25 protein-coding genes are annotated in these 23,390 nt (G+C 41.0%); 21 read left to right on the forward strand and 4 right to left on the reverse strand.

Annotated elements, in window-relative coordinates; all coding sequences use genetic code 11:
• From AC1DM9_RS10020 to AC1DM9_RS10050, 7 genes are all read left to right on the forward strand, one after another.
• Positions 1 to 101 (forward strand): IS3 family transposase (locus AC1DM9_RS10020; RefSeq protein ID WP_477580142.1); only part of this gene is annotated, 101 nt, incomplete at its 5' end.
• A 402-nt stretch (positions 102 to 503) separates the two neighbouring features.
• Positions 504 to 992, forward strand: a complete 489-nt coding sequence (locus tag AC1DM9_RS10025; protein ID WP_477512325.1) for a GNAT family N-acetyltransferase — start codon at positions 504 to 506, stop codon at positions 990 to 992.
• Positions 993 to 1,366: 374 nt separating this feature from the next.
• Positions 1,367 to 2,236 carry an AraC family transcriptional regulator gene (locus tag AC1DM9_RS10030; protein ID WP_477512329.1) on the forward strand — a complete coding sequence of 290 codons (870 nt, stop codon included), beginning with the start codon at positions 1,367 to 1,369 and terminating at the stop codon, positions 2,234 to 2,236.
• A gap of 650 nt (positions 2,237 to 2,886) precedes the next feature.
• Positions 2,887 to 3,783: an RCC1 domain-containing protein gene (locus tag AC1DM9_RS10035; RefSeq protein WP_477579801.1), complete on the forward strand. Its 897-nt coding sequence runs from the start codon at positions 2,887 to 2,889 to the stop codon at positions 3,781 to 3,783.
• 220 nt (positions 3,784 to 4,003) lie between these two features.
• Complete coding sequence (locus tag AC1DM9_RS10040; RefSeq protein ID WP_477579803.1) at positions 4,004 to 4,483, forward strand: YdcF family protein; 480 nt, start codon at positions 4,004 to 4,006, stop codon at positions 4,481 to 4,483.
• A 363-nt stretch (positions 4,484 to 4,846) separates the two neighbouring features.
• The gene (locus AC1DM9_RS10045) at positions 4,847 to 5,251 is read left to right on the forward strand and encodes a GNAT family N-acetyltransferase (RefSeq protein ID WP_477512322.1); all 405 of its coding nucleotides are present in this window, start codon (positions 4,847 to 4,849) and stop codon (positions 5,249 to 5,251) included.
• Positions 5,252 to 5,418: 167 nt separating this feature from the next.
• Positions 5,419 to 5,955 (forward strand): hypothetical protein, encoded by a 537-nt coding sequence (locus tag AC1DM9_RS10050; RefSeq protein WP_477512321.1) that lies wholly within the window; start codon positions 5,419 to 5,421, stop codon positions 5,953 to 5,955.
• A 352-nt stretch (positions 5,956 to 6,307) separates the two neighbouring features.
• Here the strand turns inward: AC1DM9_RS10050 and spoVB are convergent, their stop codons facing one another.
• Complete coding sequence (spoVB, locus tag AC1DM9_RS10055; RefSeq protein WP_441884577.1) at positions 6,308 to 7,858, reverse strand: stage V sporulation protein B; 1,551 nt, start codon at positions 7,856 to 7,858, stop codon at positions 6,308 to 6,310.
• A 407-nt stretch (positions 7,859 to 8,265) separates the two neighbouring features.
• Here spoVB and AC1DM9_RS10060 point away from each other — a divergent pair, with 407 nt between their 5' ends.
• Positions 8,266 to 9,768 carry an alpha/beta hydrolase family protein gene (locus AC1DM9_RS10060; protein WP_477512320.1) on the forward strand — a complete coding sequence of 501 codons (1,503 nt, stop codon included), beginning with the start codon at positions 8,266 to 8,268 and terminating at the stop codon, positions 9,766 to 9,768.
• Positions 9,769 to 10,244: 476 nt separating this feature from the next.
• Positions 10,245 to 11,420, forward strand: a complete 1,176-nt coding sequence (locus AC1DM9_RS10065) for a DUF6688 domain-containing protein (protein WP_477512319.1) — start codon at positions 10,245 to 10,247, stop codon at positions 11,418 to 11,420.
• A 68-nt stretch (positions 11,421 to 11,488) separates the two neighbouring features.
• Here the strand turns inward: AC1DM9_RS10065 and AC1DM9_RS10070 are convergent, their stop codons facing one another.
• The 3 genes from AC1DM9_RS10070 to AC1DM9_RS10080 all read right to left on the reverse strand — a co-directional run bounded on the left by AC1DM9_RS10070 (position 11,489) and on the right by AC1DM9_RS10080 (position 13,635).
• Positions 11,489 to 11,638, reverse strand: a complete 150-nt coding sequence (locus AC1DM9_RS10070) for a hypothetical protein (RefSeq protein ID WP_477579806.1) — start codon at positions 11,636 to 11,638, stop codon at positions 11,489 to 11,491.
• A gap of 127 nt (positions 11,639 to 11,765) precedes the next feature.
• A complete protein-coding gene (locus tag AC1DM9_RS10075; protein WP_477512318.1) occupies positions 11,766 to 12,722 on the reverse strand; it encodes an ABC transporter permease in 957 nt (318 codons plus the stop codon).
• A complete protein-coding gene (locus AC1DM9_RS10080; protein ID WP_477579808.1) occupies positions 12,715 to 13,635 on the reverse strand; it encodes an ABC transporter ATP-binding protein in 921 nt (306 codons plus the stop codon). The genes AC1DM9_RS10075 and AC1DM9_RS10080 overlap by 8 nt, the downstream gene beginning before the upstream one ends.
• A gap of 467 nt (positions 13,636 to 14,102) precedes the next feature.
• Between AC1DM9_RS10080 and AC1DM9_RS10085 the strand changes: the two genes are divergently transcribed.
• From AC1DM9_RS10085 to AC1DM9_RS10140, 12 genes are all read left to right on the forward strand, one after another.
• On the forward strand, positions 14,103 to 14,591 hold the full coding sequence (locus AC1DM9_RS10085; protein ID WP_477512316.1) for a P-loop NTPase family protein: 489 nt from the start codon (positions 14,103 to 14,105) through the stop codon (positions 14,589 to 14,591).
• 146 nt (positions 14,592 to 14,737) lie between these two features.
• On the forward strand, positions 14,738 to 15,196 hold the full coding sequence (locus AC1DM9_RS10090) for a hypothetical protein (protein ID WP_477512315.1): 459 nt from the start codon (positions 14,738 to 14,740) through the stop codon (positions 15,194 to 15,196).
• Between the two features lie 949 nt (positions 15,197 to 16,145).
• A complete protein-coding gene (mle, locus tag AC1DM9_RS10095; RefSeq protein ID WP_477528263.1) occupies positions 16,146 to 16,982 on the forward strand; it encodes an alpha/beta fold macrolide esterase in 837 nt (278 codons plus the stop codon).
• Positions 16,983 to 17,264: 282 nt separating this feature from the next.
• The gene (locus AC1DM9_RS10100) at positions 17,265 to 17,534 is read left to right on the forward strand and encodes a CD3324 family protein (RefSeq protein ID WP_076270608.1); all 270 of its coding nucleotides are present in this window, start codon (positions 17,265 to 17,267) and stop codon (positions 17,532 to 17,534) included.
• A 250-nt stretch (positions 17,535 to 17,784) separates the two neighbouring features.
• The gene (locus AC1DM9_RS10105; RefSeq protein ID WP_477512313.1) at positions 17,785 to 18,756 is read left to right on the forward strand and encodes an alpha/beta hydrolase fold domain-containing protein; all 972 of its coding nucleotides are present in this window, start codon (positions 17,785 to 17,787) and stop codon (positions 18,754 to 18,756) included.
• Positions 18,757 to 18,953: 197 nt separating this feature from the next.
• Positions 18,954 to 19,109, forward strand: a complete 156-nt coding sequence (locus AC1DM9_RS10110; protein WP_477512312.1) for a hypothetical protein — start codon at positions 18,954 to 18,956, stop codon at positions 19,107 to 19,109.
• A gap of 122 nt (positions 19,110 to 19,231) precedes the next feature.
• On the forward strand, positions 19,232 to 19,843 hold the full coding sequence (locus tag AC1DM9_RS10115; protein WP_477579811.1) for a hypothetical protein: 612 nt from the start codon (positions 19,232 to 19,234) through the stop codon (positions 19,841 to 19,843).
• Between the two features lie 201 nt (positions 19,844 to 20,044).
• Positions 20,045 to 20,440, forward strand: a complete 396-nt coding sequence (locus AC1DM9_RS10120; protein WP_441884600.1) for a MerR family transcriptional regulator — start codon at positions 20,045 to 20,047, stop codon at positions 20,438 to 20,440.
• Between the two features lie 3 nt (positions 20,441 to 20,443).
• Positions 20,444 to 21,271, forward strand: a complete 828-nt coding sequence (locus tag AC1DM9_RS10125) for an NmrA family NAD(P)-binding protein (RefSeq protein WP_477512310.1) — start codon at positions 20,444 to 20,446, stop codon at positions 21,269 to 21,271.
• A gap of 196 nt (positions 21,272 to 21,467) precedes the next feature.
• Complete coding sequence (locus AC1DM9_RS10130) at positions 21,468 to 21,689, forward strand: DUF7660 family protein (protein ID WP_441884604.1); 222 nt, start codon at positions 21,468 to 21,470, stop codon at positions 21,687 to 21,689.
• A 559-nt stretch (positions 21,690 to 22,248) separates the two neighbouring features.
• Positions 22,249 to 22,524 (forward strand): hypothetical protein, encoded by a 276-nt coding sequence (locus AC1DM9_RS10135; protein ID WP_477579813.1) that lies wholly within the window; start codon positions 22,249 to 22,251, stop codon positions 22,522 to 22,524.
• 185 nt (positions 22,525 to 22,709) lie between these two features.
• Positions 22,710 to 23,300 carry a class I SAM-dependent methyltransferase gene (locus AC1DM9_RS10140; RefSeq protein ID WP_477579814.1) on the forward strand — a complete coding sequence of 197 codons (591 nt, stop codon included), beginning with the start codon at positions 22,710 to 22,712 and terminating at the stop codon, positions 23,298 to 23,300.
• The last annotated feature ends 90 nt before the right edge of the window (positions 23,301 to 23,390 follow it).

Consider the following 23,390-nt stretch of genomic DNA (forward strand, 5'->3'; position numbering starts at 1 on the left):
AACAGACCGTTCGAGACTACATCACTTACTATAACGCAATTCGTATTCAAACGAAACTAAAGAACCAGTCGCCGATTGATTACAGGCGACTGGCCGTTTAAACTTGAAGGTGTTTTGATCCCTGTCTCACAAATGGGGGTCAGTCCCGAGGACAGAATGCTTTTTTTTCGAATGCACCGATACGAATTTACTATGGAAAAATTGGACATCTACGAACTTTTATCGAAGAAAGAATTAATAATGATGGCAAGACACTTTTGGCCGAAAATTTCGAGTTTACATGGATAAAAGAAGGCGTCGTTGCAATTATTCTTAAAGGAGAAGAGCAAGATGATAAAACATTAGAAATTACTTTTCCTAATTGACTTATTTGTGATGAGAAATTCAACATTTTTTCAAAATACTCAGAATATCGCTTGAGCTAACGGCCCGGATACTTGAATTTGAATCATTTGGCGAATAATATTAGAATTAAAATTACTTAGATACTGGAGAATGTAACAATGCAAATTCGTGCAATTGAAGAAAAGGACAATCAAACAATAGAGCGAATTATTAGACGCTCATTGGAATCATTTAACCTAAACATTCCTGGAACAGCATATTTTGACCCTCAACTCAGCAATCTGGCACAATATTACAAGGAACAACCAAATTCAAAGTACTGGGTTGTAGTGAATGAACAAAACGAAGTGGTAGGCGGTGTGGGGATTGCACCTTTTGGGCAGAAACCGGGAATTTGTGAGTTGCAAAAGCTATACATTACACCGGAAGCTCAGGGTATGGGTCTGTCAAGTGATCTTATGAAAGTAGCACTCGACTTCGCCAAGGAATACTATACACATTGTTATTTAGAAACATTGAAGAAACTTCAAGCAGCAAATCTCCTCTACATCAAATTAGGTTTCCAACAACTTGAAAAACCATTAGATGGTTCAGAGCATAATGCTACAGACGCTTGGTTTATAAAAGAGTTATCGATTTTGGATTAGTGCATTATCCCGAAGGTGATGTTAGCACATGGCTGGAGATTTTTGGGACGATAGTTCAATTAACTTTCAGATTTAATTAATTTAAAATAAAAAAAGTGATTCAGCTATTGGAACACGTTAGCGTGAAAACAATGAGTAGTCTGCCGCAGCAGCTGCTCATTGTTTTTTCTGTTACTCTACGGTTGTTTTTCATGTAGTCAATCCTATGGATTTGCCTTCTAATTTCAACGAGACAACAAAGGAGCACGGGGCCTTCCTACTAGACTTGTCTTCTGTTCACTGAGCTGAGAAAGAACCTACAGTATTGTGCAGTAAATGTCGGGAAGGGAATTACCTTCTCTGCTATGCTTTGAGTAACGAGGGGAGGCGATATGATGGATGTGCTGGCGAAACTGAACAAAGCTTTAAGCTATATTGAGGAGAATCTTACTGATCATGTGGACTATCAGGAGGCAGCGAAAATTGCCTGCTGTTCAGAATATCATTTTACACGAATGTTCTCATTCCTTGCAGGCATTACACTGTCGGAATACATCCGCCGAAGACGCCTAACTTTGGCAGCACTCGAGCTAAGCCACAGTGACATCAAGATCATCGATGCTGCGATAAAATACGGATATACCTCGCCGGATTCCTTTGCTAGGGCTTTCCAAAGCATGCATGGGATTAATCCCTCGGAAGCCCGAATCCATGGACAGTCCCTCAAAGCCTTCCCTCGGATGACGTTTCAACTGACTATCAAAGGAGGAAGTGAAATGAACTACCGAATTGAAGACAAAGAGGCTTTTCGCATCGTGGGAATCAAAAAAAGAGTGCCAATCGTATTTCAAGGGGTGAACCCGGAGATTGCATCGATGTTTGAAGGACTCACTCCAGAAATGATTGATAAGATTAAGAGTTATTCGAATGTTCAACCTTCAGGACTAATCAGTGCTTCCACGAATTTTAGTGAAGAGCGGTTTGAGGAGAAAGGAGAGCTCGATCATTACATTGGGGCGGCCACAACGAAAGATGGGGATGGCTTCGCCCAGTTGGAGGTGCAAGCCTCTACATGGGCTGTATTCACAGCCGTCGGCCCTTTTCCAAGTACGCTTCAAGAGATCTGGGGGCGCATTTATTCCGAATGGTTTCCATCCGCGGAATATGAGCTAAACAATGGGCCGGAAATGCTCTGGAATGAGCATAAAGATGTAGCATCACCGCAATTTAAAAGCGAAATATGGATACCCATCATAAAGAAGTAAGCGGCGGGAGCGTTTAATGAAGCAACAGAGAACTATAGTTAAATGATAGACAGTGATGGGCAGGTACTTCGGTAGCCTGCTCATTTCATTATTCTAACGGGAAAGATAGTGGAATTATTCCTTGGGGCAAACGTAAGATATGAATATCAATTTTGTGAAAAAAAGGGGTGATTTGGTGGTTATATTAGGAATTTTTGCAATTGTATTTTCGATTTTCTTCATATTTTTATTAATTTTTGGACTTATACAGTGCAGGAAAAATAACTTCATTGCAGGCTTTTACTTCTTTCTTATTATTTTAATATTGAAGATCTATGATTTTATTGCACCTTTTACAATAAGTCGACTCATTAATTCTTATGATGCGAACCGTACTACATTACCGCTTGGAATGACATTTGGAGAGATGATCACAATACTGAATATCATCCCTAGAATCATAGAAGTTGTTGCTTTTATCTTTCTAGTTGTCGGACTGTATCGAGTGTGGAGATCTAAGACACTAAAGCTATGAAACTGAGATAAGTGATTGTGCTAACGGGGAGGATCGTTTATTGAATGTGCGGAATACTTATAATGTTAGGTGTTTATGCAGTTCGCAAGAAGCATGATCTGATCAAAAAATAAGTTTTGTTTCAAGGAGGAAAAACATGGATTACACTTCACCATTTGAAGCGGCGTTAAAGGTGAAACGATGGCCTAAAGCTACAATAGCGACGGGTCGTCGACATACCGTTGGTCTCAAATCGGACGGAACGGTGACGGCAGTGGGTGATAATAAATATGGCCAATGTGAGGTGAGCGGCTGGAGCGATATTGTGGCGATTGCGGCAGGTAATGTTCATATGGCGACGAACACGGGTAATTCTCATACAATCGGGCTTAAATCTGATGGCACGGTGGTTGCTGTGGGTTGGAATAAGCATGACCAATGCAATGTAGATGACTGGAGCGATATTGTAGCGGTTGCGGCGGGATGGCGTCGTAGCGTGGGGCTTAAATCTGATGGCACGGTGGTGGCTGTGGGCCGAAATAATGAAGGCCAATGCAATGTAAGCGGCTGGAGTGATATGGTGGGAGTATCAGCTGGTGACTGGCATACCGTCGGGCTTAAATCGGACGGCTCGGTGATGATTGTGGGTAATAATCAGTATGGCCAATGTAATGCAAGCGACTGGCACGACATAGTGGCGGCAGCGGCAGGTTACCTTCATACCGTCGGGCTTAAATCTGACGGAACGGTGATGGCTGTGGGTTTGAATAAGCATGACCAATGCAATGTAAGCAGCTGGAGCAGTATTGTGGCGATAGCAGCGGGAAGTAATCATACAATCGGGCTTAAATCTAACGGCACGGTGGTCGCTCTGGGTAGGAATGAACATGGCCAATGCAATGTAAGTGGCTGGCGCGATATAGTGGCGGTAGCGGCGGGCTGCGCTCATACGCTCGGTCTTAAATCGGACGGCACGGTGGTTGCTGCAGGTGATAATGAATTTGCCCAATGCGATGTAAGCAGCTGGCGTGGCATTCAACTGCCGGGCAATTAGTTTCAATTTTGATAATACATATAAAGTTTTAAGTCGGTGGGACGTCTGCGTGGAATGTTTCATGCACCCTTGTGTGATAAAATTAGGGTATGATTATGGAGAAATATGAGAGAATGCAGGTGAGAGATTGAAATATATTTTCATTAAACGATTTGGAATATTAGTAGCAAGTCTTTGCATCTGGTTTATCATTCACACTACTTTCGTGATAATAGATGGGTTGAATGATAAATTGAAACCAGTTGAGGCAGCTGTAGTATTAGGAAATAAAGTAGAAGTTAATGGACAGCCTTCTGAGCGGTTAAAAGCAAGATTAGATAAGTCCGTAGAGCTTTATAAAGGGGGCTACTTTACTTTTATTATTGTAAGTGGCGGTATTGGTAAGGAAGGTTTCGATGAAGCAAAGGTTATGAAATCATACTTAATAGATAAAGGATTACCGGAAGATAAAATTATAGAGGATAATAATGGGTACAACTCATATATGACCGCCCAAAATACCAGCAAGATAATGGATGAATTAGATTTAGAGTCTGTGATGGTTATTACTCAATACTTTCATATATCTAGAACAAAATTAGCGTTTAGAAAAATGGATATTAAAGAAGTGTACTCAGCTCATGCCAAAGTCTTTGAGTTTAGAGATATTTACTCCTTAATACGAGAATTCCCAGCATATTATAAGTATCTCTTAAAATAATGAAATAAATAAAATGATAACCTTACCTGCATACAAGTAGGACGGAATCAGCTTCACATCTCGATAACTAACGGGCAGATTAACGCTATAAGCTTCTTAGGATTAGTAAGCTTAAATAAAAGAAGTATTCTCATGTGAATTCTCTAAAGTAAATAAATACAAATTCCACATCAGTTAATCCATTTTCTATAAATCTTTTTAATAGTATATTGAGGTAAATAAAGTGATTATTCACTTTGATAAATCCGAAATTCCTTTGTCGGTATCATTTTATGGCTTCGTAAGGATGGCAAAACCATCGAAGTATGGGAGTTTAAAACAGATGTTCTGGCGTAGTTAGTTTTATGAAAGGAAGGTATAGGGGTGAGTATTTATTACGCTTCAAGCAAAGAGGATATCACTAAGGATGCACTCCAAGAGTTATTTCTTTCGGTAGAATGGGAGTCTGGCAAGTATCCAAACGAGCTTTTACAAGCAATTGGAGGGTCTCATTCAATTGTTACCGCTTGGGAAGAAGGAAAGCTTGTCGGTTTAATAAATGCTTTGTCAGATGGTGTATTAACGGTATATTTTCATTATATGCTTATTAATCCGAGTTATCAGAATATAGGTATAGGTAAGGAAATGATGAATATAATGCTTGATAGATATAAAGGGTGTAAAACAAAAGTATTAATTTCTTATCCTCATGCAGTGGATTTCTATAATAAATTTGGCTTTAATACAGAGGATGGAGCTACACCAATGTTTATCTCAGAGTTGATATGATTGAACTAACAATGAACAATAGTTCAATAATTAAAGGGCTGCCGTTAATTAACGGACAGAATAATTTAATTACTTCACTAATACTTTAAGTATGGAGAATATGCGTAGTTTGTACAAGAGACGTTATATGAAAGGAAAGTAATACTTAAACTAAGGAGCGAATAGGTGTGATCATTCAATCTATCACAATATTATGGGATAAAAAGGTCAGAGGAGCTCCACACTCTACTTTGAGGAATAGATTTAGCAAGTCGTTCTCAATTCCAGATATGTTGATAAATTACATTGGAAGCACTACGATTCCTTTTCAGGAAATACTAATTACTCAAAATGAAAATGGATTTGAAATTGAAAGTAATAAAGTCGAGTATCTTGACTCACATCGAAATGATTGGAAGATAGCTAGTACTGAAATACAAAACAAGGATGACAAACTACAAGTATATTTTAAGTATTCTGATTCTTGTGGCAAACCTGTTCGTTATGATTCAAGATATCAATACTTATCTGAAAATGCGTTTATACTTCAAAGTAGTGAATATGGAAGGATTATCTATAACGGTAGATTAGTACACGAAGATACAGGAGATTGGATTTATCAGTTAAAGATATTGAATATTTATAATGGTCATAGTGATGACAAAGAGATTTTAACAAAGGAATCACCTTCGAAAGCTTATAAACAAATAGAAGTGCTTTTTTAGTATTTCACGAAGGCATTCCTATCATATAACATCATATTCACGCTTCGAGCCATTCGGATCTCGGTCCGGCAGAATTTAGAAGTTGATTCGAAGATGGTATTGGCAGCAGCAGGGAATTGGAATCAGACGAACATACCCTCACCGCATCACAGTTAGTTCAATAAAATAGCGACAGTCTAGGACTCTTTGTTTTCTCGTCCTTGGCTGTCGCTATTTCAATTTCTAAGTTCAGTCCAAAACTTATTTTATGGAGTCTAACGGTATGACAACTCGAAAAATCGGGTGGAATAAAGACATCCATTCTAATACTATTTATTCTTTTTACATATCGAATCATGACTGCTGCTTTTTCTTACCATGGAATTGAAAATTTATGACGCGTGCTTTTCCAATTCAACGTACCGGTCACGACTAGAGCAGCGAAATAAAGAAACAAGGAACAGAAGATTGAAATGATTACGCACCATAACTGCGGCATACCGTGGCTGACTAGCTGGTTATAGGTCAAGTGTCCGCAGATTGCCATTAGCATCATGCAGATCCCAACCTTGATATAAGGACGAATGCTCCCATAAAATCCGATCGAACTCGAGATGGAAAAAAAGTTCAATAGCGTTTGTATCAAAATGCCAATACCGATGCCGAACGCAACACCAACGATTCCTAATTGACTGCCTAACACGAAGACCGAGACACCCTTAAATACAGTAGCTATTACGTAATTCCATAGAGCTGCTTTCGCGCGACCGAGGCCAAGTAGAATCGCATGAAGTGGAGCATCGAAATAATGTAGAAAAAACATAGGCGCAAGTATTTTTAGAAGTAATCCTGCTTCAGGCGCATTATAGACTTGTGTCGTTAGTGGAGTTGCCCATTCGTACAGGATAACGGTTGCTGGCGCACCGATCAGAAGTCCCAATATCATAGCTTGATTCATCCGCTCATGTATGAGCAAACTGTTCTTGTTCACCGTGGCCTCACCAATCGCGGGAATAAGAGCGGTGGATAAGGATTGCGTGATAAAGCTCGGCATGAATAATAGCGGAAACACATAGCCGGCCAGCAGACCGAATTGCTTCGTGGCTAAAGCTGTGCCGATGCCGTACAGGCCCAGGCTGGTTGTAATAAGAAGCGGCTGGAAGGCGTTGTATAACGAATGAATGATACCATGACCAGTCGTCGGAAGTCCGATTTGCAGCAGCTCGGCGAGTGTGCTTCTTCCTTGCTTCAGATGGCTCGCCCAAGTCTCGCCCGATACCTTCGATTCACCATATAGCTTATAGCTTGTCATCAGAAATAAGAGGCTTATCGCTTCGCTGACGACAGAGGCAGCCATTGCACCAGCAGCTGCGTAAGCAATTCCGTAAGGCAGCAATAGGTGTACCAACGCTAGCACACAAGCGATTTGAACCGTATGCTCCAGCACATCGGAAGCTGCAATGGTCTTCATCTGCTGCATTCCCCGAAAATACCCCTTTAATACGGCGGAGACTGCGATAATCGGTGCGATGGGTGTAATCGCTAGCATGGCGTAATAAGCCCGCTGGTCGCTTAACAGAATTGACGCGATCCACTCTGATCCAAGTAACGATATGGTCGTTAGCGCTACGCTCAAAACGCCCGTAACTGCGAGCGAGACATACAGAATGCGCCTCACTTTCATCCGTTCGCCGCGTGCCTGGGCCTCTGCGACCAACTTGGAAATTGCCACCGGTAATCCAAGCTCCGTAATCGTAATGACGAGCGGAACAAGCGGATGCGCCATCATCAAGATGCCGATTCCCTCTGCGCCCAGTACGCGAGCTATATACATGCCGCTGATAAAACCTAGAATACGATTGATGAAAGCAGCAACAGACAAAACCAGAGTACCTCTCATAAACGATTGGCCGAGTTGTGACATGACTTGTGTCCTCCTGTTAATCTAATACATAAATGTATTCAAAAAATTGAAAAGCATGCGAACAAGCTCAAGACGCTAGCCAGGCGCCAGTGGTGTCATAAGAAAATAAAGTCTTAGGCAGACGATGCTTCATTAAGCTAACAGGTAAATAATCATCAGGACGAGGCTGCCGAAATAAATCGGCAGCCTCGTTGAGCTAACGGGCAGTTTATCAGGGTGGACAAGAAAAGTGAGCTGCACGATCAGTCTCACAAGTGGTATCCATGGTTACCACTTCATGGTTACGTGCTAAATAAGCGTCTTACAAAATTGTAAGGTAGATGTAAGGCAAAGCGATAGCTTAGGCCAGTTTGGCAGGATTATATTGGAATAAACAAAAATAGAAGTTTTTTAAAAGGAGAATCGAGATGAGGCTGTTTGAACTGTTGCTTTTATTGTCAAACATCGGCTTGTTTGCATTAACAGTCCTATTAAGAAAAGGACGGCGTAAAATTTCAGTATTCGTTGCAAGCGGGATCGCCACACTTTTACTAGTCATTCATTGGACGGTGGAAGGATACAGAGTTCAGCTATTCTTCCCGTATTGCATAACGATCATTTTTTTAGCCATTTCAGGTTATAGCTATTTTAAAAAAAACGTCCCAAAAAAAATCCCGCGATTCTTGTTGGGTTCAGCTAATACCGCTATAGGGCTAATGCTGGTCGTTACAGCGGGTCTCATGTATGCTTTTCCTGTATTTAAACTGCCTGAACCGACAGGCGAATTTAAGGTAGGAACGCAAACTTATCATTTTGTGGATACAGAGAGGGAAGAGATTTTTGACGAAGCCAGAGATGGTAAGAGAGAATTGATGGTTCAGGTATGGTATCCGGCTCAAGGTGGCACCGGGAAGTACGCTCCCTTTATTCCCGATCCCCAGATTTTACGTTATATGGCCGGGAATTATGGCCTTCCCGGGTTTACTCTTCAACACCTGAAGTACGTATCCAGTCATGCTTATTCGGGGGCCGAAGTTTCTTCGGCACAGGCTTCATACCCGCTGATCCTTGCCAATCCCGGGTTCGGCTCTTCCAGGTTCCTCCATACGTCGCAAGCCGAAAATCTCGCGAGTCACGGATATATCGTGGCAGTGATCGACCACACCTACAATACATTTGCAACCGAGTTTCCGGATGGTCGAATCACGACCAGCACAACCAACGACTTATTCTCGCCCGACCATGATTACCGGACGGAAAGCGGAAATCGCGACAAGTTGGGAAAAGTTTTAACCGACGATGTGGCGTTTACGCTGGACCAATTCGAGCTCATCCAATCGGGGCAGATTCCAAGTCATCTAAAAGGGAGGATTGATCTCGGACATGTCGGGGTGTTCGGTCATTCCATCGGAGGAGCGACGGCCTATGACGCTACTTACGATCCACGAATAACGGTTGGAATAGACTTGGATGGAGCGCTTTATCGACTGCGTGAGAGAGAGGGTCTGCGTAAGCCGTTTTTGTTCATGAACTCGCAAAGCGAATTCGAAAGATTAAAAATGGTGAAGGATAACCACGCCTATACGGAGGCAGAGCTTAAACGTATGGGCAACACAAGAGAGTGGATGGATCAAGTAACGGAAGATAAAAAGGTAGAGCTTGAACGGATGCGCGAAACGGTTGACGTAGGGGGACAATTCCTCTATATCGACAATACGGAGCATTTGAATTTTACCGACGTACAGTTCATTTCTCCGATTTTCAAAATTCTGGGAGTTACAGGGAAGATTGCGCCTGAAAGAGTGAACTCCGTTATCAATGCCTATATGCTGGATTTCTTCGGTATTTATCTAAAAAATCAAGGCGGAATCTTAATGAAAGGACCGGATAGCCGCTTTCCGGAGGTGAAGTTCGTAACCTCGCTGCTTTAATTCCGATATCAGGTCTCATATTAAGCGTTAAGGGCTGCCACATGGCAGCCCTACGCTGCGCTAACGGGCAGTAAGGACCAATAAATAGGAAAATATAAATGATCATTTTTCTCTTTTTTTGGATTATAAATTCAGAGTATCATTGACTAGATAAATGGTCAGTTCCTTACTTATATCAAAAAAAATCTTCGGAGGTGCAAACCGGACACGTTCATTTAATAACACAGCGTCAGTTTGACTTCGATTCCTCTCAAAAGACTGCATTTTTTAGGGTCAGTATCATACAGCGTCAAAAGGACTTTAGCATTCGCCGCTTCCAAAACTGCTTTCTTGAAATTTTGAAATCGGGCATTCAACGATGACGTCAACTTTACTGATTGCGGTGGCGAACCGCTAGAAGCCTTGTGTCGGCGAAACGACAAGCGCACCTGCCGCACAAGTCTTGTCCAATATCGACCGGAAGGAGCATCAAGAAAATGCTACTGTTGTTCACTCCGTTTCTTCTCCTAGCGTTCACCGCCCTCATTCGGGCGGTGTTTACGTTCGCGCGAAAAGCTGGGGAAAGCGAACAAGGCGAAGGATTGACGTTAACCCGGCTCGTAGACGGCATTCTACTTTCGATCGCCTCGTTTCTCCTGATCGTTGGCTTCATATTTGATGTGAAAGGGGTACCAGGAGGAGCGCCGTTGAAAATGTACTCAGAAACCGGAGAGCCATTATATGCATACGCATCTCTGTCCCACAAGCATAGTGCCGTACTTTGCGTAGACTGGTTGCTCGGCTTCTTTTCCTATTGGGCGCTGAGAATCTATCATAGGAAGCTTTCTCCAATTGTATATACTTGCTGCAACGTCTTTTTGGTTCTTTGCATTTCGCTGACCGCAGTCTATTTCATTCATACCGGCTTTTCCAATTACGATTTTAATGAGATCTTCTCCGTGTTGCTTCTTCAAACCGGGAGCTTAACGTCTTGCCTGCTGTATCTGGCGCAGCTCAAGCGCTCATTGGACGTATGGAAGGCGTTCGGAAGGGAGGAAGATGCGGAGACGATGCCCGCCTGGCAGCGGCCTCTGCATCGCTTCATCATCATGCGTCGCCGGGCAATTCCGGCGCTATGGATCGCACTGCTATTCCCCGTTCAGCTTGTTGTTCAATTGCTTCTAGTCTTGTTCGGGCAGCGGCCGGATGGTGTAGTTCGGGCGTTTCTGGATACGAGCGGCTTCTACTTATCGAGGCTGCCGGCGCCACCGCCGGAAATGGTGTCGGGGGATGGCCATTATTTGTGCACCGTCGCCGCTCTGGGACATCGATCCCTAGTCAAGCCGCTTAGGCCGGGAACCAGGCACGGCATGTCTATTACAGTGAATCGCCAGCTGATGATCGCTAACGCGTTCGAAAATGTGCTGGAACAGTACATGCCCGCCGGCCACCGGACGATTCGCCGACTATACGACAAATACGGCTATCCGGTAAGTCGGCAGATTCGCACGAAGACAGCAGCTGATGTGATCTATGTGGCGATGAAGCCGCTGGAATGGTTCTTTCTGCTCGTTCTGTATACCGTCGACATTCGCCCGGAAGACCGGATTCAAGTGCAATACAGTGGATTCGGTAAAAAGAGTAGTCGACCGGACGCCGAATTGACAGGGTAACGCTGAACATAAAGTATCGGAATGGAAAACAATATTATTTACTCAGCAATGAATCATGAGGCATTAATTTATTCAAGCGGATTTAAGCTAACGGATAACGTTAGTTCAATTAAGAACAAAGGCAATCGACCAAAATGATCGGTTGTCTTTTCTACACTAACGGTCGTAAACAAATATAATTTTGCAAAAGAATGATGATACTCTAAGTTTTTATCCACGTCCAAAATTAAAAGATCGGATATAGATCGTTTAACTAACTGGACAGGTTAGTTGGATAAAAACAAAAGAACCTCGGACACAGCTTATTTCAAGCAGTGCCCGAGGTTCTTAGTATTGGAATTGTCCTTAAGCGGCGACGTCGCGTCTCGTAAACAGTAACCAAGCTAAGAATTGGAATACGATGTAGTAGGCGACAAGTATCATAATCGAGAACGTCAACGTCATTTCCGGTCTTAGCGGCGTCGCACCTTGCATATATTGCGTCAGGTCGATGTTGGAGAAGAGCAAATACTTGACCCAGCTATAGCCGCTGAGAAGCGCCGATAGCGTATTGCCGACCAGCATGAACAGAAGCGAGAAGGCTATGGCCATCGAGGAGCTGCGGAACGTGGACGAAATCATGAAAGCCATCGTAACGTACATGAGCATGGATACGATCGAGAAAGCGTATTTCTCCAACGAATTCAACAAATAGGAACTTTCTTGGATAACTCCGCCATCGGTAATCGATATTTTCGCTTGGCTTGTTCCTTCGAAGCCTTCGAGAATACCGCCGGCCGCGTAAGCAGACGCAAATGTCAATATGAGCAGCAGAAGCGCGAACCCAAGCGTGGCGATGTATTTGCTGATCATAATTTTCGTGCGCGAAGCCGGACCGACAAGCAGCAGCTTGATCGTGCCCCAAGTAAATTCGGCCGCAATCATATCGGCAGCGATAATGACGGTTAGAATCGTCGCTAAAATAATTAAGTATGATGATGTATCTACATAATTCCACAATGACAATTCGTTAGGATTTGTATTTTGTTCCAAATAATATTCATTGAGCTTGATTTCGTTAGTGAAGTATGTTTTGTCCTCCTCCGAGAGTTCTTTGTTTTCTTGAAGCTCCTGCTGCATGTTGCTATTCCGTTCGGTCAGGTTGTTTTGCCAGTCGATCGTATTATTTTTGCCTGATTCCCACTTCATGATGCCGCTCATCAATGCGATTGTAAAAACGAGGAAGGCGATCATAAGCCATGTACGAGGACGACGATATATTTTCATATTTTCGTTTCGAATTAGATTAGACAGACTAGACAACCATCTCACCTCCGGTAATTTCCAAGAACTGTTCTTCAAGCGACTTCTGCGCCACTTGAATGCCGAGCACGTCAATCTCCGAGCTTACAAGCAGCCTTGTAATATCGGGGATGGCAGCTTTGTCAGCCGCAATTTCGAGCTGATTGCCTTTCACCGTAATGCGGGATGCATCGAAGATGGCGGATAGCAGCTGCTGAGCGGCAAGTAAATCGCCGACTTCGATAACAATCTTCGACTGTATCGAATCGCGAGTTTCCTGCAAAGAGCGAATATCGATGAGCTTGCCGGCTTGTATTATCGCAACCCGGTCGCACATAAGCTCCATTTCGGACAGAAGATGGGAAGAGACGATGACGGAGATGCCTTCTTCTCTCGTCAGCTTGCGCAAATAATCGCGCAGTTCTCGAATGCCTGCAGGGTCGAGCCCGTTTGTCGGCTCATCAAGGATGAGCAACGATGGACGATGCAGAATCGCTTGGGCAACGCCAAGCCGCTGCCTCATGCCGAGAGAGTAACGCTTAACCTTCTCGTGAATACGGTTCTGAAGTCCGAGAAGCTTAACGACCTCATTAATCCGTTCCTTCGTAATGCCTTTATGCCGACGGGCAAAATGAACAAGGTTTTGATAACCGGTCAAAAATTTATACATTTCCGGGTTTTCTACGATCGCTCCTACATGCGTCATAGCAAGCTCGAAGTGCTCGCGGACGGATATGCCTTTAATTAGGGCCTCGCCCTTCGACATCGATATCAAGCCAACGATCATCCGTATTGTTGTCGTCTTGCCGGCACCGTTCGGTCCGAGAAATCCGAATACTTCGCCTGCGGGTATATCGAAACTAAGATTGTCGACGATCTTACGTCCGCCAATCGATTTGGTCACGTTGCGAAGCTTCAAAACGGCTTCTGTCATGCGTTAAAACCTCCTAGTATTATCTTACATATGGAACTATACTGGAAGTTGCTTTGTCATAAAATAGACCTTTGATCAGGATTTCTCCCCTGCTTAGGTCGAGTATGAACGTTTTTCAAAGCATTTTTTAAACAAGTACTTAAAAATATGCTTGATAAAATAACTATGGATTATTTACAACATAATGAGGTATCTCTCGGATTTGTACTAGAGGGTATAGGTGCACTTTCTGATCATTACCCTGACTAGACAAAACCCGAAAGATGATCACTCTTTCTAAAGTGTCTATCTTTCGGGTTGCAGTTTAGCCACGGCAGCTGTTAATCTAACGGGCAGGTTACGCTAATGAGTATTCGTTCCATAACCGTGATCCGATATCTTGCCAAAATTGCATTAGAAGGAATCCCTGTTGTCAATAGAGAAGTCATTTAAATCAAATATGCTCGTTGCAGGGAGCTAGAATAGGAATGAAAAAGATCTTCATTATTGGAGTTGTAGCTAGTGGTAAGACGACATTGGCTAAACGCTTATCGCAGAAAGTTAGTGTACCTTGTTATGAACTTGACTCCATAGTCCATCATCAAACACCCATGGGACGATATAAACGTTCAGCAGAAGAACAAATTGAGGTTATAAAGGAAATAGATATACACGGTACATGGATATTTGAAGGAACAGATAGAGAGTCCTATCAATGTTTGTATGAAATGGCCGATACAATCATATTTCTTGATACTCCATTGTGGACGCGAAGGATAAGAATCCTAAAGAGATTTCTTAAGCAAAATCTTGGTATTGAAAAGTGTCATTATAAGCCAGACATCCTGATGTTGAAGATGATGTATAAATGGACAAAGGATTTTGAACAAAATAGAAGCGGTTTCGAAGCCAAGTTGAAAAAATACAAAGAGAAAGTGATTAGGTTAAGAAATAATAACAACCTGGACTTTACCTGAACGAATATGACTAAGGGATGGGGGACGTTAGTTGAACACCGAAGGGGCTGCCGCGTGGTAGCTCATCGTTAACAAGATACTGTTGTAAAATGAATACATTAATTGATCTAAAACAGTTGGTGTTTGTGATCTTTATAAGGAGTTTTATGAGAAAACTAAGAAAACACCTGTTGAATCTAGCTTTTGGTGAGTTAGTAGCGGCTATTTCTTTTTTTGTTGTATTTAAACTGTATCTAGATTTAGGATTCGCAAGCTTGCTTGCGTTTTCATTTCTTGTGTTGCAATTAATTCAAGGTGTGCTGTATTGGGTATTTAGATCTCAATCATTAGGTAAAGAGAAATCATTGTTAATGCGGAAAATCCTAATCATGCTTAGAAGAATTAATTTTCTTTTGGCTGTGATAATTGTTATTTTGTTGTTAATGCTTGCACAGAATAAAAGAGACTTATTTTTTGGTATGTTGATTTATGTTTTTTCCGTGATAGAATACATAAATTACTATTGGTATCGTTTAAGCTATGGGAAGTCGGGTTTCAATATTAAATTGCTTATTCAAGCTGGTTTAAAGCCTTCGATTATTCATAAATTAATAAAAAGAAAATAATTCTCTAAACTATCGGATAATAAGAATTCATTCACAAAGGGCTACCGCTATAAGCGATAGCCTTTTCAGCTAAATGTCCGGATAGCGGTTGTTATCGACATGTTCCAGATCAATCGATGTATTAGTATATAATGATAATTGAATAGGAGGGCGTTATCTAAATGGTATATATAGAAACAGGAATAAAACTATTTGTGTTTATAATAGTTATTTCTTTATTCTTTAGTTTGGTACGGTTCCTTGTCCAAAAATATCTAAGTGATTTCTTTCAAGGTTTCTCTGAAAAAACAATAAAAGTATTTAGGTTACTTAAAGGAAAGATTCAAAAAACAGGCTGACCATATGATTAGCGTTTTGAGAAACCGATCTATTTTAAGCATATGCCCAATAATGCTGAGCGTAGAAAAAACGTCAAATTGTTGGCGCTGCGCTATTTATCTGGCAGGGTATGTAAATCAATTTGCGAAAATTTCAAAAAACATAAGGGAAGAGGCAACATAGCTTTTTGAAACTAGGATAAAGGTTAACACAAAGGAAACCGCCTAGTATTTGACATATGACTTTGCCATATGTTAGCATAAATTTAACTTATACGAACGGAGGGGTTACGTGTGTTGATCTAATTCTTCGATACTTTTTGCACAATGAATTGGTTTGTGGTTTAAGACTATTTTGTGTGCATCGTAATCGAAGATTAGTTTGCCTTCACGGTAACCTAGTTTAGTTTTATATCATTGGGGAGAGGGGGAACCCTACCTTTATGCCATATAAACTAGATACAAAGGAAATGGATTGAACCTTTTATGATCTACCCGATGATTGGACTGATAGTCTTCCATAGGGTAATCATAATACTGTGTTCATTCTCAAATTCTTTTTCGATTACAGTATGCGCACAGGCCTATGGCCTGTGTTTTTTTATTTTGTAAGAAATATTGGAGGGTTCCATATGAACGAACAACTAATAAAAGTAGATGGGATTAATATATGTGCAGACAGTTTCGGAAATCCAGATCATCCGGCCATCTTGCTAATTATGGGGGCTCAATCCTCCTTGATTTGGTGGGAAGAAGAATTTTGTCAGCGTTTGGCAGATGCAGGACGTTTTATCATTCGTTATGATAACCGAGATGTTGGACGTTCAACAACTTATGAGCCTGGTCAACCGGGTTATACTTTTGAAGATATGGCAGATGATGCAATAAGAGTATTGGATGCTTATAAGATTGAGCAAGCTCATATCATAGGCATGTCCATGGGCGGTATGTTGACTCAAATGATCGCTCTGCGGCATCCGGAGAGGGTTAAAACCATTACCCTCGTTTCAACGTCCAATTTTGCTCCGCATCTCCCTCCGATGGAGGAAAGGGTTATGGAGTTTTTCTCGAATATGGGGGCTGTAGATTGGACGAACAAACAATCGGTAGTCGAATTTGCCATTAATAGATCAAAGATTCTGGTCGGTTCAAAGCATGTTTTTGATGAGAAGAGCATTGGCGCATTGGCGGAAAAAGAATTTGTTAGAAGCAACAATATCGCCAGCATGGGTAATCACGCCTTATTGGCAGGTGGGGAATCCTATCTGGTTAGGACGAGTGAAATCATTGCACCTACTCTGATTGTACACGGTACTGAAGATCCCATTATCCCTTATAAACATGGAGAAAATCTTGCTAATGAAATTCCGGATGCGGTTTTACTGACATTGGAGGGTACTGGACATGAACTTCATTATGATGACTGGGATATAATAATTACTTCTATTTCCAAGCACACATCAATATGAAATTAATACAAGCCGATTTATCGTATGGTTAAAGGCTTATTTCATGTTTTCTCTATGCGGATCTTCTCCATTTGAAGTTATGTTATACTTGTTAGGAAAAGGGGGTGCTTACTGATGGAAAATCTCTTAAGATTATCTGGTACTTCTTCCACTCATGCAAAGCCTGTTATTGGAAAAGCGTTACTTTGCGTGGGGCGAAACATTTTATAGCGCTGAATAAGCTTTTCTAATATTTTGGCTTTGCACCTTATTTTTAATTGTCAAAATAAGGAGCGGGCGAAGTTGAAATATATTAATGCAACAAAGATATTGCCTGAAGAGCTAATTATGGAAATTCAAAAGTATGTTCAAGGAGAGGCTCTTTACATTCCTAAGCAAGAAAAGGAATATAAAAACTGGGGAAGCTTGAGCGGTGGTAGACAATTACTGGATCAGCGAAATGCCGCTATTAGAAATGCTTTTATGAGTAAGAGTAGTATCGAGCAGCTTTCGAAGGAATATTTCCTCTCCATAGATACGATTAAGAGAATTGTGTATTCACATAATGAATAAAGAATAACGGGCACTGGTGAGAATTTCTCATCAGTGCCTTTTTTGTGTTAACAATGAATCTAAGCCATTGTTGACATATGAATAGCTGTCTACATTATTTAAAATAGGTTTAGCATGTGAGAGTGTACATGATAGTTGGAAATTAGCTGACGAAAGAAAGTTAGAAAGGGCTCTGATTTGTGCATAAAACGATGAGCAGCACATCATAATGAATGATGTGTATAAATAGAAAGCGAGGAAATTAAAAATCATGAGTGAGCAAAAAAACAGAAGCAGACATTTAGTTGATCAAGAAATTATCAGCGCTGTTGATTTATTTCCAACAACTGATCTTTCTGAATCAATGTTAATAGAATCGCGCACAAATCAAGCAAAAATGCTGCCGCAAATAGATGTTACGCAGTTGTTCCCAGTTACTTTTGAAGAAAAAACAGTACCAAGTTATTTTGGAGGCCCAGATATTCGCATAGAGATCATTAAACCAATCCAGCCAAAGCACAAGAAGTTGCCATTATTTTATTCTATTCACGGCGGCGGTATGGTTATGGGAAGTCCGATTGGTGATCGTACAGCTAATGCTTCGCTTGCTTCCCAGCATGGTTTTTGCTGTGTATCTGTCTATTATCGCTTGGCACCAGAGCATGCTCAGCCTAGTCAGCTACAGGATTGTTATTCGGGCCTTAAATGGTGTATTGAGCATGCTAAGGAATTAGCGATCGATTCTCAAAAAGTGGCCATATCCGGCAGCAGCGCAGGTGGAGGATTAGCAGCGGGTCTAGCCATTTACATTCGTGACCAAAAGGAATTTGATATTCATCATCTAAGGCTGCGTAATCCAATGCTTGATGACCGTACAAGTTTTGCGCCAGAACATCCCTATGCGGGTGAGTTTGTTTGGACAAAAGGAAGCAATTATTTTGGCTGGAAATCTGTTTTAGGGCATGAACCCGGTCATGAAGAGGTTAGTGAGTATTACGTGCCTGCGCGTGCAAAATCACTAGCCGGTTTGCCACCCACTTATATAAGTATAGGCAGCATTGATTTATTCATCGATGAAGCCTTATTATTTGCAAAACAACTGGTCTTTGATGGTGTGTTAGTGGAATTACATGTATACCCTGGGTACCATCATTTGTCCCCGATGTTTCCAGATGCTCATTTTTCAATAGAAGGCTTCAAATCCAGTGAATGGGCTTTGCTGAAGGCGCTGAATTTACTTTAAAGCGGAACGAATTTATGGCGAAGCCAATAGGGAACCAAAAAAGTCGAAATTTTGACCCAATCAAACTGAAAATAAACCTCTCTGCAGGATGCTGCGGGGAGGTTTTTTTGCTCATTCTTGTTATTAAGCTAACGAGCAGGATAGTTCAGTATATCTAACGAATTTTTAAATTACTAATTGTTATCGAGATTCTTTAGATGGAAAGATGGCACTTCAACCCTCATATGCCTAAGAACGGCGAACGATTGATTAAATATGCAATTGCAAATGGGTGGGATTATTATTTAGATAAGAAGCCGCTGATAGTCGAACAAGGTCATGGCAAACAAGAACGCATTAGAATACAACAATAGGGCTGGCATAGTATAACCATGAGGGGTGAGTAAAATACATGTATATAATCTCGGCTGTATTGTATTTCCTGACGCATCACCCGTTCTGGTCATTGTTGATAATCTTATTTTTCAGCTTTGCCATGGGGATCTTCTTATCGATATGGCGTAATCATGGAAAATGGTTTTTCATACTGCCGTCTTTGGGGCTTCTGGCAGCAATTCTCAACATTTTTATCACGCATTATCTAAACTCATTATTTCTTAACGCAGTTGGAACGGAAAGTACTGCAATCATTGTTTACGCAGAGGAAACTAACTCCCTTTACAATGATCAATATGTTTGGAAGTACGAAGCGGTCCTCAAAACCTCCGAGGGGCAAGATATGGAGGCGAGTTTCACTACCATGTCCGCCAGTATTTATCCGCTGCGTAATGCCATTCTTATTCCGCCTAAGGATGAAGTTTTCGTCGCCAAGTATGTTCCAGGTTTCGAACGTAATCTCCTCATCATGAGCGATAAGTCAGAATACGGGAAGAAATGGATAATCAATAAGGATTTGAAACCGATTATAAAAGCTGAAGCCAAGCTTGCAACAAACTCCGGCAACTCAAAATTCATTTCGCAATACCGCCAAGCGCTTCAAGCGTTCATCGAAAAACACCGCAATGGGCCAGATTCAGCCCTAATTCGTCAGTATGAGCAAAAACTCGAAGTACTTGAGGCGATGGAACGTGAGAGACAATCTGAATAGTATTGAAGGGTTCTAATTATTTTTATAACAAGGCTGGCTACGGATATATTGGTTGTTGAGATAACGGGATACAATAGTTGAAATATAAAAAATGTGAGCAGACACTGTGGTGGCCTGCTCATTTTATTAAAAGGGACTTGACTATAACACTAGTGTCATACTTTATGATGAACTAAGAATACAAAGAAAGGAGGTTGAGCTATGAAAATGAAAATAAGTCAAATAGCGAAACAGACCGGCACTAGTATTCGATCCTTAAGACATTACGAGAAAAAAGGGTTGATAACCGCTTCTCGTCTCGACAATAATTATCGCGAATTTGATGATTCTATTGTCGAAGTCATTCATACGATTCAACTCTATCTTAATTTAGGACTTACAACGGATCAGATAAAAGATATTATGTATTGCCAATATCCCGATAACGACGAATTCGGCGAAAAAGATGAGTATTGTGATGAATTACTTCAAATCTATGAAACAAAACTGGATGAAGTTATTCGACAACAGAATGTTTTAGCAGATGCGGAATTAAGCTTGAAAAAGCAAATCAATTTAATGAAAAACCACCAAGATAAAAGAAATCAAGGAGGCTGAGCCATGACGGTTTTAGTAACAGGAGCAACCGGAAATGTGGGTCGCTATATCGTTGAAGAACTCGTCCGAACAGGTCATAATGTGCGTGCGTTGACGCGTAACCCGGCAAAAGCAAATTTCCCCAAAGAGGTTGAGGTCGTATATGGCGATCTTGCTTCTCCAGAGTCTCTTGTGCCCGTGCTGAAGGGCGTTACAAGCATGCACTTAATCACTTTTAACAGTGAAGGTTTTGGCCCGCTGCAGACTGGACCCGAAATTGTTGAACTGGCCAAGAAAGCTGGAGTAGAACGAGTCACAGTATTGTGGAGCGGTGTGAACGGACCCGTGGAGCAGGCCGTGGAAGCGAGCGGCTTGGAGTGGACCTTTCTCCAGCCGCCTCCAGAGTTTATGTCCAATACACTTATCTGGGCAGAGTCCATTCGCTCGGAAGGCATTGTGAAGGAGCCGTTTGCTGATTCTTTGGATGCGATGATTCACCCGGCCGACATCGCTAGTGTCGCTGCAACCGCACTGACCAATACCGGTCATGCAGGTAAAATCTATACGTTGACTGGACCTGAAGTGTTAACGATACCAGAAAAGGTTCGCACGATCAGTACTGCAATCGGGAAGGATATCCAATTCGTCGTGCTCACCGAAGAGCAAGCGCGCGAACGCATGCGGAATATGGGAGCTCAAGAGGATGTTATTAACTTTGTAATAGGCTGGCATGCCAACCCTCCTAAATCTGCGTATACAGTGGTTCCTACCGTCGAACAGGTCACTGGCCGCCCAGCACGCACCTTTGCCCAGTGGGTGTCTGAGCATGTGCAATATTTTAAAAATCAATAATTTGAGATGTTACAAAGCAGCAACTATAACGGAATGAGAAGATATTTTATTAGAGAGAACTTCTCTGCAGGGTACTGCGGGGAAGTTTTTTTGCTTATTCTTGTTTTTTACTGTCGGGCAGTATGGTTCCAATATGTGTTAAAATTGGGTAACAAAAAAATAAAACTAACAATTTTTCCTGAGGTGATTCAGTACAATGAGCTTAAACCCTTATGAGGTAAAAACAAAAGAGGATATGCTTCATTTTGTAGCTTCTTTAATGAGCGATTTGGATACAAATAAAAATGATTGGGAAAATCCGAATTTGGAATCATTTTTAGAAGGGATGAAGGCGTGGCTTGAAGATTCAGGGACTAATCTTGAGCCAGATTGGCGTACTTTCGCAATTATTCTCTCTGCCGGAAAATCCTACGAGTGATGATTATTTATTAGTCCAATTTTGATAGATTAATTTACTTTGAGAGCACCTTAATGCAATGATCACAAACTTTTTAAATAAGACGTTATAATGGAAGGAAATTTAATACGTATCACTATACTCCCACATCGGCAGCTAGTTCCTTGATCCATATGATGGATCAGTCTGTTATGCATGAACAAAATCATATATTGTAAAATAAGGTAAAGATATATTTGGAGGAAAACAATTTGACTTTTGAACTGGTTATGATTATTGTTTTATTTCTTTTAAATATTCCAATATATAAATTTCTGTTCCGTATTTTCTTTGTGGATGAAAATGATTATAACGAATCTATTCGGCATACGTTCACTCCTAACATAATCTCATTTTTTAGAGGGGAATACTGGAAGGATAGAATTAACACAGCGAGACTTCAGTTTTTTATACTTTTTTGCATAGGAATAGTTGTGTTGGAATACATCGTTTTGAATAAGCTAATCGATGTTTTTCGTTAGCTTGATTGAACGATCAACAATTGTAAATTGTTCACTTTCCATATTTGGAGGCGATTACTGTGGCTATCGGAGATTATCAGTTTATTCTATTTCCATTTGGAAATGAACCAACTACAGGAACCGAATCAGAAAAGGCTGAAGAGATATCTGTCAGAACTAATGTTTATAATGGAGAGGGTAGTGTAACAGAAGCATTACGAATATGTAGGTTGTTATGCGCTTCCTTGAATTTGAATTGCTGGAGCATGAAACTTCGTAAACTAGTTGATTTGAATAATGAAGATGATGTGAAATCTACAATAAATCATTTTAATAAGCTTAGAAATAAGGATTAATTCCCTAAAACTTGTTTAACTAACAGGGAACATTAGTTAAATAACTTAAATGGATGAGTAGGCGCTTCAATGGCTTGCTCATTTTATTATTAATGGGAGGAAAGCATGAATAGGTTTTGAGGAGATTTTTTGAAATTTACCAAATAATTCAATGAAATAATGAAATGCAAATTGGGGGATTCTCAATGAACATGGACGAAAAATTGTTTCATTATTATCTTGAACTCAAAAGTCCCGAAGCTGGCGAGTGGAACTCATCACCACCTTGCATCCACACTGAATTGGTGACAAGAGATTACGTTAGAAAAGCATTCCCCATTACAGATGAAATGCAAGTATGCAATGTCGGTATCGGTACAGGGGATTGGGATGACTACCTTGGATATTGGTTAAAGGGAAAGGGGAATTTAACGAGTATTGATATAGACACTGAAATATGTGAAATATTCTCGTATAGGCAACAGAAGGAAAGACATCCGAATCCTTCAGAAGTTTTGTGCAAAAATATTTTTGATTCGGATTTGCCTATAGAAAAATATGATCTTGTGACATTAATAGGATCTGCTATACATGAGACTGGGGATTTTAAAAAATGCCTGGATTCATGTTTTAGATTGTTAAAGCATGGGGGATATCTAATGTTTATGTCGAGCTTAAAATACTCAATAGAATTGGTTTATGAATACATAAGAAATAGTAGCTGTTTCCTAGAACAAAAGGATGTATACGAAGTTTTTCCTGAATATTCTTTTTACATTTGTAAAATCAAAAAATGATTTAACTGACGGTACAAGATAGCATATGAAAATCAGGACGAGGCTGTTGCATGAAATAGCAGCCTCGTTGAGCTATCGTCCAAGATAGTT

The organism is Paenibacillus sp. 01T431 (genome assembly GCF_056398625.1).